Source organism: Mycobacterium sp. E787 (genome assembly GCF_001668725.1).
Lineage (GTDB): Bacteria > Actinomycetota > Actinomycetes > Mycobacteriales > Mycobacteriaceae > Mycobacterium.
Window position 1 is genome coordinate 92,648 of sequence record NZ_LZKL01000111.1, and the last position, 14,198, is coordinate 106,845.

The following is a 14,198-nucleotide window of genomic DNA, read 5'->3' on the forward strand; positions in this document are numbered from 1 at the left end:
CATCTCAACGCAGGCCAAGAATGGTGACGAGTTCGTCGTCGTGACGTTCACGTTCGAAGCGCTGCGTCGTTTCCGCCGCACGAACAGCGAGTTTACGCCGCAGATCCTCGTCGGACTGGAGCGTCATGAGGTTTGCTGCGAGTGCGTGCGCGTCCCCGGCGGGGCTTAGCAGTCCGTTGACTCCCGGCTCGATGATCTCCGAGGTACCACCCGAGCTCGTCCCGCACACCGGCAATCCGGCTCTCATCGCCTCGGCGGTAACGCGGCCGAATGCCTCGCGTTGGCTGCACATCAGACCGACATGGGCAGCCGCCCAATAGCGTCCGAGGTCGCGGGTTGGTTGGTGAATATTCACTAGGTCCTCGACGCCCAAGCGTCGTGCGAGCTTGCGAAGTGGTTTGTGGCTGCCGGCACCGACGAGCGTCAGCTCGATGTCGACGCCGGCCTTCCGGGCGATGCCTATAGCCTCGATTGCTAAGCGCTGTCCCTTGGCTTGAGATAAATAACCGATGAGGACGACGCGCATGGGCTCGCCGGGGTGCCGTTCGGGTGGCGTGCCGAGTGGGGTGTCGACGACCGGGTAGAGCACGCGCGTCTTCATCTTTGGTTCCATTGCGAGCAGAGCCTGCTCGACCGCACGCGAATTGCAGATCACCGACTCAGACAGCTGGTTGATCAGGCGGATGGTCCTGCGGTAACCGAAGAGGAACCAAAGCCCATGGTCGTCTCTTCCAAATTCGCGGACCATCCAGTAGTGCGGGATGCCGAGCATTTTGGCGGCGATCGCATGCGACGGAATGAGCATGGTGTTGCTGAGGACAACCGTCGGACGCAGGCGAGCAAGGAGGAACACTGCTTGAACGATGCCTGGAACCAGAATCACGGAGTAGGGAAGCGCGCCGACGAGTGCGTGAATGCCTGGCATGCGCGGCCACTTCCCAAAAGCCCACCACGGTGTCCACGCGATCTCGGTCTGGATACCGTCCAGAGCGCACTGCTCCGCCACGCTTCCCTTCTGCGGAACGACGGCGACAAGTTCCAGGTCCGGGCGTTTTTTCTGGAGCGCCAACAGCATGTCACGAAATCCCACGACGCCGCCGCCGCCGAAGGTACCCACGTTGGAGACCACCACTACCCGGGGCAGCGGGCTCCGTCTGCCTAATGCCCTGATTGCTCGAAGCCGAGGTCCCATGCGGCGCAAGGTATCGATGGCGAACATTTGTGCTGAGTGTATGCGAATGGCGCATTTGCGTAATGCCAACCAGTGTCAATCCGACGTGCTAGCGGGGCGTCGATCGAGCGTGCGGCTGTGACAGGCGATCTGAAAGGTTTCGGCCGGCCTGATCGATATGGTCCCGGGCTGTTGATTAGCCGCTTCGGGACTAATCATCATGATCAGGAGGCCAGTGCGTGCGGGCCGATCGTTGCGCTACGGCCACAGAGAAATGACGCCATCCATGTCGGAGAACGATTGAAATTCTTGCTGGTCCGCCGAGTATCGTCAGCACGATGACCAAGGCCGAGACCATCACACTGCCCGAGACGGCGTTGCTGACGCTGTGGAGCCGCGCGAACGAAGCGCGGCGCCAAGGCGGAATAATTGACGATCCGATGGCCGTTCGGCTGATGGATTCGATCGACTACGACTTCAGCAAGTTCAGCGCCCCTGGCACTCGCCAGGACATCGCGCTGAGGGCCCTTGCGTTCGATAACCACGCCCACCGCTATCTCGCTGACCACCAGGAAGCGACCGTCGTCGCTCTCGGCGAAGGGCTGCAGACAAGCTTCTGGCGTCTCGACGCCGCCGGCCTCGGTGGTCAATTTCGTTGGCTGACTGTGGATCTGCCGCCGATTATCGAGCTTCGCGAGCGGCTGTTGCCGCATTCGCCGCGCATATCCACATGCGCGCAGTCGGTGCTGGACTTCACCTGGATGGATCGGGTGGACCCGGAAAACGGCGTGTTCATCACCGCCGAGGGCCTGCTGCCGTACCTGCAGCCCGAGCAGGCGTTCAGCGTGATCCGCGAATGCGCGCGCCGCTTCCCAGGCGGCCAGATGATCTTCGACCTGCCGAATAAATTTCAGGCTTTCCTGGCCCGACAGCGTGTCTGGACAACTTTGCGCGGTGGATGGCCGCGGACGCCGTTCAGCCTCTCCGCGAGGGAGATTGCCGGCCTGCCGAACGCCGTGCCGGGCATTCGGGCTGTCCAAAATGTGAGGCCGCCCCGCGGGGGCGGACCGGTGCTGGACCAATTGGTGTGGCCGACGGTTGCGGCCCTGCCCCTGCTCGAGTTCGGCTCGTAGTAATGTGCGCCGGAAATCTGCGCGAGCTAAGCCCAGGTTCCAGGCGGCGCACGGTACCGACGTGCGTCCGGCTTGCCTATTGGCCAGGAATCGACGTGTGACACAATGTCGCTGACGAGATCACCCAGGGCAGAGATGGCATCTCTGCATCCGTGATGACAGCCTGGCCGTGAAGACGTGTGCGCAAGCTGACACCGACTACCGTGTTTTCGGGGTTACAGCTGGTTTGCGTGATTGTTTCCGCTGAGCAAAGCTACAGCGCAGTTTGCTGGCCGCATGGAGACTCTTACGCCTGTAAATTGCCTACTTCAGTCATCAACGGACTTTCAAACCCATGCACACCGGGTCGCAGGCCGAACTCTGAAAAGCTGGTTGCTTCCCCGGCTGATTTGCTCGATATTAGCCCTTTCAATAGCTCTCATACGCTGACAGGCGGAGCTTGGCTGATTTAGGACGCTGGGCTGGCTGCCCGCGCCGCCCTTGACGCAACCCTTGCGTCTTAAAGCGCTTCGCGTCGCTTGGCGATGAGGCTTCGGCCACCTCTTGACCGGCGAGCCTGCCCGGGATACGGTCCGGGTCGGACTACGTGCGAGAGGTGCAATGGGGATCCGCAGAACGTTAATAGAGTTCAAGCCAGCCTTAAACGCATTCTATGCCTGTGCATATCCATTGTTTCGAATTCGGCTCTTATTAGCAACGTTTCGCGACCGAAGAGCTAGTAGAGATCCGACGCTGAGGCCGGTCCCTCCGGCTAGATTGCGATGGCGAATCCAGGCGAATGAGGACCTGAATGCATACCTCGAAGCTGGGAAAGTAATTGCGCAGAGTATTCAGGACCTGTGCGCGATTGCGGGCCGCGATTTCGACTCTTTCACGGATATTTTAGATTTCGGAAGTGGTTGCGGGCGGGTAATCCAAAATTTCCGAGGTCGGTCTACGTCATGCACTTTGTACGCCACAGACATTGATCCGGAGTTGGCGAGCTGGGGCAAGGGCAACCTACCTGATATCCGTTGGAGTGTAAATGGTCACCGACCACCATTGCCTTTTGGCGCAAATGCATTTGATTTGATTTACGGCATATCTGTTTTTTCCCACTTGGACGAGGACTTCCAGCATGCATGGCTTCGCGAGCTCCAACGCGTCGCGCGACCTGGAGCAATTCTAATATTAACGGTGCAGGGCGAAAATACAATGAAATGGCTTCGCAAGGATAGTTCTTATTCGGACACGGTTAATGAGCGTGGATTTATATTCGTTACCTTGTCAAAAGGAAGGTTTAAGCTCGATGGATTCCCTGACTTTTACCAGGCCGCTTTTCATACGAAGGAGTACGTTTATAAGGAGTGGTCGGCGTATTTCGACATAGTAGATTATATTGAACGTGGGATTGATCCGCAGGATGCGGTGGTCCTACGAAAGCCTATGAATCCCGTGTAGTGGACTTGTGGAACCTTGCCAATACGCCGCGTCACGAACGCCTGGAAGCACACGCCTGCGGATGCGTGCCCGCCCTTTCTGCAGGCGTCTGTTAGCAGAGACAGCGCGAAATGCATAGGACGAGGTCGAGCGCTAACCAGCGAAATTGGGCATTTATTGTCAGTCTGGCCGTTGTCTCTCGGTCTTCTTAGACAAGCTGTATCCGGTCTTGGCTTGCGGCTCGACTTGTGCGTTCCAATCATGTACCGACTTGGCGATAATTGTGTTGACTACGGTTTTTAGAAACGTAGCAGGGTCGCCGCTCAGTGGCGTTTCGGGCTGAACACGCTGCGGCGCTGTGTAAGCGCCGCCCCGGTCGCCCAAAATCGGGCTGTGTCCGAATCAGTCATCGTCACTCAGCTGACGGACAACCGCCAGCTCGGCGCGACCGTACATCAATGCGTCTGCTGCATCTGTCGTTTCACGTGTGCATGCGAGGTCCTGAGAATGCCGAGATTGTGAGGCGCTGGTCCGACGGGCGTCCTGCGCGCTGGGCGGTGCTGCTCCGCACGGCCCAGCTCATGCACGACAGGCCGGTTCTCGTACCAGGCCCGCTTTTGCTGAGTGGCGTTTTCGCCTGAAGCATGCGTATCCGCAAAGTCGTCGACATCCACAGGACTAGCTGTGATCTCTCGGAGCAAGAAGTCTTTGGGACGTTCTCCGCCATTGGCGTTACCGCGCGATCTGCACGGGGCCCGAGTTATGCGCCGACATCGGTCCCTCATGGGTCAGACAAGTGCGCCGCATAGTCTCAGCCGATCTCCGTAGCGAGCCGGATCCCGGTGCTACGATCCCGTCCATGTCTGGACCCGGCGCCCCGATGCGGATCGGCCTGCTCGGGGCAGCGCGCCTCGCATCGTCGGCGGTCATCAAGCCGGCCAAGGAAAACGACGAAGTCGTGGTGGCGGCGGTCGCCGCTCGCGATGTGTCGCATGCTCAAGCCTTTGCCGCAGAACACGGTATCGGCCGGGTGCACGAAAGCTATGAGGCGCTGCTCGACGACCCCGACCTGGATGCGGTCTACAACCCGCTGCCGACCAGCTTGCACGGCAGGTGGACCCGGGCTGCGCTTGATGCGGGCAAGCACGTGCTATGCGAAAAGCCGTTGACCGCCAATGCCGATGAGGCCCGCGAGATCGCCGAATTGGCCGCCAAGGCAGACCGGGTGGTAATGGAGGCGTTTCATTACCGCTATCACCCGTTTGCTTCGCGCGTCGAGGAAATCATTGCTTCGGGGGAACTCGGCGAGCTGCGGCGGGTAGAGGTGGACTGGTGTTACTGGATGCCGAAATTCTCCGCCAACCGCTACAACTACTCCCTTGGCGGTGGTGCGCTAATGGACCTGGGCTGCTATGCGGTCGATATGGCGCGCACGTTCGGCGGTTCGACCCCGGAAGTCGTTTCGGCACGGGCGAAACTGCGTAGTCCCGAGGTGGACCGGGTCATGACGGCGGATTTGCGGTTCGCGGGCGGCCACACCGGCCGGATTCACTGCTCGATGTGGTCGACCGATCTCCCGCGGTTCACCGCCAGGCTCGTTGGCGATCGCGGCAAGCTGCGGCTGCATCCGCTGATGCCATTCCAGCGGTTCTCCGTCCGCTCGGCCAACGGCAAGCGTGTAGAGCAGTTCCCGGCCCGCGCCACCTATGCCTATCAACTGGAGGCTTTCGCCGCGGCCGTCCTGCGCGGGGAACCGGTGAAGACGGGCCCGCAAGACGCGGTCGAGAACATGACCGTGATCGATGCGATGTATCGCGCTGCGGGCCTTTCGCCCCGAATGCCGCTCTGAACGGAATCCTTTCGCGCCGTTGGTATCCGGACGATCAGCGGGGCGCCACATCCGCGGAGCGGATCGGTCGGGTCACGCGGCGAAATGGGCGTCGTTGACATGCGCGGCTACCCGCAGGGCGTTTGCAGCGACGGTCAAGCTGGGGTTTAAACCTGCGCTGGACGGGAAGAACGAGGCGTCCACCACATAGAGGTTGTCAACTTCGTGGGCCCGGTTGTGCGGGTCCAGCACACTGGTTTTGGGATCTGTACCAAAGCGGCATGTGCCGCAGACATGGCCAAGGTTCACGTTTTCTTCGCCGCTGCCGAGGCCGATCTGCCGAAACGGCTTCAACACGTCTTTCAGCTCCGACAAGAATGCCGCGTGGCGCTCGATCTCGCTCGCGTGTAGTCGATACTCAAGCCGCAGCCGCTGGCGACCGTCCGATTTGGGCCGATCGGAGGGCAGGACGCGGTTATCCAGGTAGGGCAGATCTTCCATGATCGCGACGAGCACCAATCCGCCCGTGAAAAACCGCTCGTAGACCCGCCGCACCGCGGGGCTCATCAATCGCATGGCCTTCCCCTGCCAGTTGGGGCGGTGCGTCACCATCTCCATGGGCGGTATCGCACCGAATGACTGCACGGTGCCGTATTTCTGGCCGTTCCAGAAATAAAAGTCGTTGAGCCCGATCTCCTTATTCTCTGCGGTGATCTTGCTGCCGGGTTGCGGCCAGATCTGGATTGGGTCAGCCAGATGGCGCATCAGGTTGCGTCCCACGAGGTCTGAGCCGTTGGCTAATCCACGTGGCCAATCGCCAGAGCGGGAATTGAGCAACAGCACCGGGGTGACCAGCGCCCCGGCGGCCAGCACCACCACCTTGGCCTTGAGGGCCAGCGTGCCGGAGCGATGCTGACAGATCACTTGCCGGACCTGGGTGCAGTCGGCGTCCAGGCGCACGACCCGGCATTCGGTCAGCAGGTGGGCGCCGTGTTCGGCGACGGCGGGGAGCACGCCGTTGCGGGCGGCGTCGTGTTTGCACGACTGCGGGCACAGGTAGCTCTGGCAGGTGGTACAACCGTCGGTGTAATCGCAGGCCATCGGCAGGTGGTAGGGATGCAGTCCGCGGCTTGAGAAATAGTCGACGAGCGGCTGGTTATCGACCGAGAACGGCGGTGCCGGGGGCAGGCCCACTTCGGCGGCCTCCGGGCGCATGGGGTCGGGCTGGCCGCGGACTCCCAGCAGCTTTTCGGCCTGCGCGTACCAGGGGCTCATCTGCTCGTAGGTAAGCGGCCAGGCCTCGGGCACGGTGGACTCGCCGGGGTCGCGGAAGTTTTGCCGCGGGGTGAAGTCGCCGGCGAAAAAGCGCTCGCAGACCATCCCGTACAGGGCCGAGGACCCCCCCGTTCCGCTGCCCATGAACGGCACAAACCGCTTCGAGCGCCGCCCGCTGACGTCTTCGATCTCGTCGGTCGAGCGTCCGGCCCGCGCCAGGGCATCGTAGTAGGCCTGAGGGGACCCGGCGGTCCACGGCTCGGCAAGTTCGGGGATCGCGGAGCGGATCGTTCCGGGCGTACCGGGAAGTGTCGAGCGCCCTTTTTCCACGAACAGCACCCGGCGGCCGAAGCGGGCCAGCTGGTAGCCCAGCATCCCACCGCCCATGCCGGTGCCCACGACGATGACGTCCCACACCAAGCGTTCGATGTCGCGTGCATTCAGTTCGCCGTCCGGCAATCAAGCTCCTCAGCGGATGATCGGCCAAAGCTTGGCCTGGTCTGAGCGAATCGGGATCGTATCACCCGCCGTCAGCAACGGCCCACCGTCGTTCCCTGCGCGCGTCAACCGTGGGCGAGCGCCCGGCCGGCTAGCAGCCCGATGACCGGCGCCAAGAGTCGGGAGTATTCGAGCGTCAGATGATTCGAGTCAAGGTAGACGAGCGCGTTGCCGACGATGACGGGACAGCGGGCAGTGGTGCAGAACAGCTCGGTGAGGTCGGCGTAGTGTCCGCCGCCGGCCGTGGTGGCAACGTTCTCAGCGGCAGTGCCGGACTGGCTGACCGCGCTCGACCGTGGCGGGGCACACGCTGTTGCGTCATCGAGGTGGCGCGACAGGCAAAACGGCACCACTGAGTGCGGATCCGGGATCGGCCCGAGCACCAGCACTTGCGCGCCCGTGCCCCGCAGCTCGTGTACCAGGCGGGTCAGGCTAAGGATCCATGCAGGGTCGTAAGGAGCGAAACTTTGGGCGTCGTAGACGCGGCGAATGCTCAGCACCACGAGTCGCGGATGTTGGGCCTGGAGCCGGATCACGATCTGACGGCGCCATTGCTCGCACTCGGTGTATTCGCGGCGAAGCAGGGGGCTGAAGATGGGTAAATCCAGCACGGGGCAATACCCCTTGGTCAGCATTTCCAGCCGCCAGTGTCGCTGCGTGCTGATCCGCTGAAACGCCGCGCTCCACATCGCGGCATGCGAATCGCCGATCACAGCCACTGTCGTCGTCGAGGCGGCGTCGCCCATCGCACAGTCGGGTTGTGCGACTTGGAAAAGATTGAGCGCGCAGCTCTTGCGTCCCATGACCTTCTCTTCGGCTGCCGCGTCGGCAAGGGGCGGGGCGAGGTTTGACGGTACGGCCTTTACGTCCGCCGATGCGGCTACCGCCGTCTGCACCTGGGCGAACGCCTGCTTCACCGCCACGTCGTAGGCGTCAATATCGGTCCCCGCGGCCACCGCATTGACATTTAGTGTTGGAGCCGCGGTGCCGCGCCCGACCGGCGGGGGCGTAAACACCAGCAGTGCTGCGCTGACACAAAGCACGACCGCCGTGGCGGCCCCGCCGAGTGCGAGACTTCGCATTGCCGAGCGGCGCACGGAAGGGGCAAAACGCAGCGGGTTCTCAATAAATCGCAGTGTGAGAACGGCTAACCCGACTGAGACGGCGACCGCCGCCAGCCTATCGGCCAGCCCCAGTGGGTGGCCCAGTAACGCCGGTGCGAGCACCAGCACCGGCCAGTGCCACAGATACCAGGAATAAGAAATGCGCCCGACCGCCCGTATCGGTGGTGACGCCAGCACACGCCCACCCCCCTGAGCAGGGGTGCCACAGCCCGCGCCGATCAGAAGTGCCGCGCCGAGCACGGGCAGCAGCGCAGCGGTACCCGGATAAGGCGTTTTTGCGCTCAATCGAGTGCATGCCAGCAGGATCACCCCAAGACCCGCCCATCCCGCGATCCCGGGCAATGGCGCGGGAAGCCGGCGCCATTGGGCGGCCGAAACGGCCACCAAACCGCCCACGGCCAACTGCCATGCCCGGGTGGGCATGAGGAAGAAGGCAGCCGGAGGCCACATGCGAGTGAGCGCCAGCGATACCGCAAACGACGCCGCCGCGACCACGACGAGGATCACAAGATACGGCCCCACCGCCGACCGGGCCTGGGCGGCGTTAGTGCGCCGACGCGCGAGCCTGACAAACCAAGCGGTCCCGATGATCAACGCCGGCCACACAAGATAGAACTGCTCTTCGACGCCCAAAGACCAGTAATGCTGGAACGGGGAAGGCGTCGCTTCGCTGGAGAAGTAATCGGTGTTCTGCGCGACGAACCACATATTGCCCACGTAAACCGCGCTGGCTATGCCGTCATAAGTGACGGTACGCAGCTGCAGCGGGGATAGCAGGACTGCCGAGGCGATCAATGTGACCACGCCTACCGTGGCCGATGCCGGTAGCAATCGGCGGGCCCGCGCCCCGTAGAAGCTGCGCAGTCCGACCGTGCCGGTGGCGCTTACCTCCCGCCAGAGCATCCCCGTAATCAAGAAGCCCGAGATCACGAAGAACACGTCGACTCCGACGAACCCGCCACCCACCCCCGGCACGTCAGCATGAAACAAAACAACGGCCACCACCGCAACGGCGCGCAACCCCTCGATATCGGGCCGAAAAGACTTTGGCCCAAAGAGCGGATGCCGCTGTCCCGCGGTTGGGTCGACCCTATCGGCCTGGCGCACGGTCACCTAACTGGTAAGAGGACGCGGTATGCACCCGCGGCATCATCGCACACGCGTCTAATTGCGTCCGCGCCGCGCTACCGGCTGCATGACAGCAAGCCCCTCGACGAATGACCGACGATCCGAGCAAGGTCGCCAACCTTGCCGATCTCGGGTCTATTGCACGAGTGTTGGATTAGAGTGCTGGGTTGGTTAGCCTGAGGCCGGGAGGGCCCATATCTCACAAAACGCCACGGGGGACTGGAGGGCTAGGTTCCGCGATGGCTGAAGGCGTGTTCGGGCGCAGCGACGCTGAGATCGACCTCTTGGTGCGCGGCATGCGGTCCGGGATCGCAGTGGTGGGTTTCGGCTACATCGGCACGGTGATCGGTGCCGTGCTGGCCGATCGCGGCTGGCCCGTGACGGGGATCGACGTCCGACCGAGCGTCGTCGACGAGATTAACTTGGGCAAGACGACCGTGCCCGAGCCGGGACTGGGCGAACTCGTCGCCAACGCCGCGCGAGTCGGTCGGCTGCGCGCCACGACCGATTTCGGGGCCCTCGCCGACAACGACTTCATCATCGTGACCGTCGGTACGCCGCTTGGCCCGGACTTCGAGCCCATCGTCGACGACATCAAGGCCGCGGCGCGGGCCGTGGGCGAGCACCTGCACGCCGGGCACCTCGTCATCCTCAAGAGCACGGTCCCGCCCGACACCACCGAAAAGCTCGTCCGGCCGATCCTGGAAGAGACCTCAGGCCTGCGGGCAGGGGTCGACTTCGGGTTGGCGTTCTGCCCCGAGCGGCTCGCCGAGGGTCAAGCCATCCACGAGCTGACGTCGATCCCGGTGGTGGTCGGTGCCGTCGAGGAGCGCAGCGCCCGCGCCTGCTCCACACTGTGGCGGCACGCCCTGGGAGTGGACTCCGTCGTCGTCAATGATCCGCGGACCGCCGAGATGGTCAAGCTCGCGGACAACCTCTGGGTCGACCTCAACGTCGCGCTGGCGAACGAGTTGGCCAAGGTGTGCGATCGGCTCGGGATGGACGCCCTGCAAGTCATCGAGGCGGCCAACACGATGCCGAAGGGCGGCCGGGATGCCAACATCTTGCGGCCGAGCATGGGTGTGGGCGGCTACTGCCTGACGAAGGATCCGTGGTTCGTCAATCACCTGGGACAATCCGTGGGGCTGGAGCTGTCGATTCCGCGGACCTCGAGGACGGTCAACGACACGATGCCGGCCTACACCTACGGGCTGCTCACGCAGCTGCTGGCCGAGCAGGGCAAGACGATCGAGACCAGCAAGATCGCGGTGCTGGGCATCGCGTTCAAGAACAACACCGGCGACTGTCGGCTGACGCCGACGAAGTATGTCGTCGCCCTGCTCGAGGAATCCGGCTGCCAGCTCACGGTGCACGATCCGTGGGTGCCGGACGAAGAGGCCCACACGGTGACCAAGGTCCCGCTGACCCCGGACATCGAGTCCGCGGTCAAGGACGCCGACGCCCTGGTGGTCCTGGCGGGCCACCGCGAATTTCACCAGATCCCGCTGGCGCGGCTCGCGGACCTGGCAGCACCCGGTTCCGTGTTCCTCGACGGACGCAACAGCTTCGACCCCGCGGCGGTGCGCGCCGCCGGCTTCGTCTACAAAGGGATCGGCCGCTAGCCGCTAGGCAGTGGAGCGCAAACTGTACGCAGAAACGAAAGAGCGAATATGTCCAATGTCGTCGTGACCGGCGGCTACGGCTTCATCGGATCACACCTGGTCTCCGCCCTGCTGAACCGCGGCGACACGGTGACCGTGTTCGACTTCGCGAAGAACACCCGTGACACCAGCATCGACTTCGACCGGCACGCCAACTTCCGGTTCGTGCAGGGCGACGTGACCGATATCGGTGCGCTCGAACGGGCGCTGACGCCCGACGTCGACACGGTCTTCCACCTGGCCGCGGTCGTCGGCGTGAAGAACTACCTCAACGATCCGCTGCGGGTGCTCGACGTCAATGTGACCGGCACCCGCAACGTGCTGGAGCTCAGCCAACGGCACGGAATCCGCGTGCTGTTCGCCAGCACCTCAGAGGTGTTCGGGAAAAACCCCAACCCGCCGTTCGCCGAGGACGACGACCGCGTCCTCGGGTCGACGAAGACCGCGCGGTGGAGCTACAGCACCAGCAAGGCAATGGCCGAGCACCTCGTTTTCGCGATGCACACGGCCTACGGGCTACCGGTGACGGTGGTGCGCTACTTCAACGTCTACGGCCCGCGGCAAAGCCCGATCTTCGTCGTTTCGCAGAGCATCCACCGCATCCTCAGTGGCCTCCCGCCGTTGTTGTATGACTCGGGTGACCAGACCCGCTGCTTCACCTACGTCGATGACGCCATCGCCGGCACCTTGCTCGCGGCCGACAGCGACGCGGCGATCGGCGAGGCCTTCAACGTCGGCAGCATGACCGAGACGACCATCGGGGAGGCCGTCGATCTGGCGATCAAGATCGCAAATGTCGACTCCGTATCCAGCGTCGAACACGTCGACACCGCGGCGCGCTACGGCGCTCGCTATGAGGACATCCCTCGTCGCATCCCGGACTCGACCAAAGCCCAACGCGAGCTGGGCTGGCGCCTCGAGGTCGACGTCGAGGAAGGGATCCGGCGCACCATCGAGTGGGCGCGGGCCAACCCGTGGTACCTCAAGGCACCCGCGGGGGATCAGCCGTAACACGGCCGAAGACGCGCGGACGAGGCGCATGAGGGCGCAACGCCCGTATCCGGCTGTGCATCAGTTGCGGATCAAGTACCCGTTGGGCGCCTGCGTCCAGCCGAACTTGTTCTCGCGCGCCACGTCGTGCGTGTAGTCGTCTGGGAATTCATGCTCGTAGGCTTCGATTGCCTCATACGGGCCCGGGCCCCATCCAGGAAGGACAGGGTGTCCGTTCATGTTCGAGTCCTCTACTACGAGGTAGTCGCCGGCGCACAGCAACGGCCGCAGCAGCTTCATCTCGGCCAGCACATGATTCATCGAATGGTCGCTGTCGAGGATCGCGAAGACCTTGCCGGGGAACTGGCTTCTCAGGTCCCGGATGCACTCGGCGACAGCGGGGACCGTGGACCGCGATTCGAAGAACGTGATATCGGGATCCTGGCGGGCTTTGGGCTCAAGGGGACCGTGGTAGACGTCCACCGAAAGCACCTTGAATGGTCGGCCGATTTGCCTCATGACGTTCGCGAAAAACAAGGCCGAACCACCGTAATGTGTGCCGAATTCGACTACCAGGGACGGCTTCAACTCAAATAAAATCTCTTGGTAATTCCACATATCGCTGGCCGACTTCTGGCAGTGGACGCCCATCCAGGTAATCTTATTGAACACTTCAGTGTTGTAATACCACTTATGGTATTCATTAGGTTCCGAGCCCGTCGGCTGGTAAAAGTAGCGGGCCAGCGGAGGAGCGGCAATTTTCTTCACGAATTCCCATGGCGTTGGCATGGATTCGTAAAGGGCCGCGCCAATTCTCAGGAATGCTTTCCTGTCGACATAACTGCCTCGTTGCGCCGACTCTCCGCGGCTCAATGCCGGCCCGTTGCTCTCCGGCATCTGCTTAGCATGCTCTTTTCGCTGCCACTGCATCGCCGAATGATAGCAGCAGATGTTGTCGAGCCCGTGGGCGCGGGCAATCGGGCGGTAGCGCGAAGAATCCCTGGGTATCGGGCGTAAGAAACGGGATCAGCATGGGGACCGGTTCGCGCGACCAGGAGCCTGCGGGGCAACGATGACTGCTGACGATAACCAGTGCCTGACGCTCGCTCGCGAGGCGGGCCAGGAGGCCGGTTCACACGTTGGCAAAGCAGTACGTCCGGTAGCTGGTCTCGTTGTTTTGCAACGCGCGGCGGGATTCCGTCCATAACCAAGAGCCGCAAGACGGCAGAAGGCGGCGCCGACTACTGGACTCAGACAGATATATCTTCTCCACGCCGCGCGCAACCTCCTCATTGATGATCCTTTTGGAAACGAGCCGCAGCGGGGCGTCGGCTAAGTCCTTCTCCCATTCGGCGATATCTCGATTTTTGCGGACATCGGCGTATAGGAAATAGCCTCCCGGTCGCAATACGCGGGCGACTTCGGCGAGGAATCGGGGGAGTCGAGCATAGCAGTGCGACGCTTCGATATTGATCACCGCGTCGAACGAATGATCTGTGAATGGCAGCGCCTCGGCGCTGCCGTGCACGAAATCCAGGCCGGGCACTTGGTGCTTTTTTCGGCAGAACTCCAGGCCGACGGGGTTTAAGTCCAGCCCTGTGTAGGAGGCGGGGCTCAGGGTGCGCATCACGTACGAGGCGCCGCCGCCGTGGCCGCAACTAACCTCCAGCACGCATTTGCCGGTGAGATCCACTTGGGTCGCTGTGCGGTGGTAAAGCTGAATGGAGTACCGATCGGGCTCATCGGACTCTGCCAACGGCAGGGCCATCGGCGGATCTTCCTCGTAGCCCCAGTTCATGAAAACCCTGTCGTCGTTGCTGAGGAAGCGGGTATGGAAGGGATACCAGTAGCGGTTGACGATCTGATGCGCCTGCCTCATTGGTGCAGTATGGCACCGTGTCCGGGAACGCGGCGGCAGGTCGCGCAACGTCCATGAGGCAAGCCGATCAGAGCTTCAGGTGTCGCGAGGCC

Annotated in this window: 10 protein-coding genes; 5 read left to right on the top strand and 5 right to left on the bottom strand. The window is 62.7% G+C overall.

What is annotated here, in order from left to right:
* Nucleotides 1-4 precede the first annotated feature (4 nt).
* Entirely contained in the window at nt 5-1,219 is a 1,215-nt protein-coding gene (locus A5705_RS22035; RefSeq protein ID WP_082956626.1) for a glycosyltransferase, read from the bottom strand.
* Between the two features lie 290 nt (nt 1,220-1,509).
* On the opposite strand from A5705_RS22035, the gene A5705_RS22040 reads away from it, so the two are divergent.
* The 3 genes from A5705_RS22040 to A5705_RS22045 all read left to right on the top strand — a co-directional run bounded on the left by A5705_RS22040 (nt 1,510) and on the right by A5705_RS22045 (nt 5,572).
* A complete protein-coding gene (locus A5705_RS22040) occupies nt 1,510-2,304 on the top strand; it encodes a class I SAM-dependent methyltransferase (RefSeq protein ID WP_067882730.1) in 795 nt (264 codons plus the stop codon).
* A 600-nt stretch (nt 2,305-2,904) separates the two neighbouring features.
* Nucleotides 2,905-3,744: a class I SAM-dependent methyltransferase gene (locus tag A5705_RS27500; RefSeq protein ID WP_082956627.1), complete on the top strand. Its 840-nt coding sequence runs from the start codon at nt 2,905-2,907 to the stop codon at nt 3,742-3,744.
* 838 nt (nt 3,745-4,582) lie between these two features.
* On the top strand, nt 4,583-5,572 hold the full coding sequence (locus tag A5705_RS22045) for a Gfo/Idh/MocA family protein (protein ID WP_067882731.1): 990 nt from the start codon (nt 4,583-4,585) through the stop codon (nt 5,570-5,572).
* Between the two features lie 72 nt (nt 5,573-5,644).
* Here A5705_RS22045 and A5705_RS22050 read toward each other — a convergent pair whose 3' ends face one another.
* Nucleotides 5,645-7,285, bottom strand: a complete 1,641-nt coding sequence (locus tag A5705_RS22050; protein ID WP_067882732.1) for a GMC oxidoreductase — start codon at nt 7,283-7,285, stop codon at nt 5,645-5,647.
* Nucleotides 7,286-7,389: 104 nt separating this feature from the next.
* Nucleotides 7,390-9,561: an SGNH hydrolase domain-containing protein gene (locus A5705_RS22055; RefSeq protein WP_082956628.1), complete on the bottom strand. Its 2,172-nt coding sequence runs from the start codon at nt 9,559-9,561 to the stop codon at nt 7,390-7,392.
* Nucleotides 9,562-9,815: 254 nt separating this feature from the next.
* On the opposite strand from A5705_RS22055, the gene A5705_RS22060 reads away from it, so the two are divergent.
* Both A5705_RS22060 and A5705_RS22065 read left to right on the top strand, forming a co-directional pair.
* Complete coding sequence (locus A5705_RS22060) at nt 9,816-11,198, top strand: nucleotide sugar dehydrogenase (protein ID WP_082956629.1); 1,383 nt, start codon at nt 9,816-9,818, stop codon at nt 11,196-11,198.
* Nucleotides 11,199-11,246: 48 nt separating this feature from the next.
* On the top strand, nt 11,247-12,248 hold the full coding sequence (locus A5705_RS22065; protein WP_067882733.1) for an NAD(P)-dependent oxidoreductase: 1,002 nt from the start codon (nt 11,247-11,249) through the stop codon (nt 12,246-12,248).
* A 60-nt stretch (nt 12,249-12,308) separates the two neighbouring features.
* Here the strand turns inward: A5705_RS22065 and A5705_RS22070 are convergent, their stop codons facing one another.
* Both A5705_RS22070 and A5705_RS22075 read right to left on the bottom strand, forming a co-directional pair.
* Nucleotides 12,309-13,016, bottom strand: a complete 708-nt coding sequence (locus A5705_RS22070; RefSeq protein WP_067882734.1) for a rhamnosyl O-methyltransferase — start codon at nt 13,014-13,016, stop codon at nt 12,309-12,311.
* 343 nt (nt 13,017-13,359) lie between these two features.
* On the bottom strand, nt 13,360-14,106 hold the full coding sequence (locus A5705_RS22075) for a phthiotriol/phenolphthiotriol dimycocerosates methyltransferase (RefSeq protein ID WP_082956630.1): 747 nt from the start codon (nt 14,104-14,106) through the stop codon (nt 13,360-13,362).
* Between the last annotated feature and the right edge of the window lie 92 nt (nt 14,107-14,198).

Excerpts from the sequence above, each read along its gene's own strand:
- A5705_RS27500 (WP_082956627.1), top strand. The coding sequence starts at position 2,905 with ATGGGGATCCGCAGAACGTTAATAGAGTTCAAGCCAGCCTTAAACGCA.
- A5705_RS22075 (WP_082956630.1), bottom strand. The coding sequence starts at position 14,106 with ATGAGGCAGGCGCATCAGATCGTCAACCGCTACTGGTATCCCTTCCAT.
- A5705_RS22070 (WP_067882734.1), bottom strand. The coding sequence starts at position 13,016 with ATGCCAACGCCATGGGAATTCGTGAAGAAAATTGCCGCTCCTCCGCTG.
- A5705_RS22045 (WP_067882731.1), top strand. The coding sequence starts at position 4,583 with ATGTCTGGACCCGGCGCCCCGATGCGGATCGGCCTGCTCGGGGCAGCG.
- A5705_RS22060 (WP_082956629.1), top strand. The coding sequence starts at position 9,816 with ATGGCTGAAGGCGTGTTCGGGCGCAGCGACGCTGAGATCGACCTCTTG.
- A5705_RS22040 (WP_067882730.1), top strand. The coding sequence starts at position 1,510 with ATGACCAAGGCCGAGACCATCACACTGCCCGAGACGGCGTTGCTGACG.
- A5705_RS22035 (WP_082956626.1), bottom strand. The coding sequence starts at position 1,219 with ATGTTCGCCATCGATACCTTGCGCCGCATGGGACCTCGGCTTCGAGCA.
- A5705_RS22065 (WP_067882733.1), top strand. The coding sequence starts at position 11,247 with ATGTCCAATGTCGTCGTGACCGGCGGCTACGGCTTCATCGGATCACAC.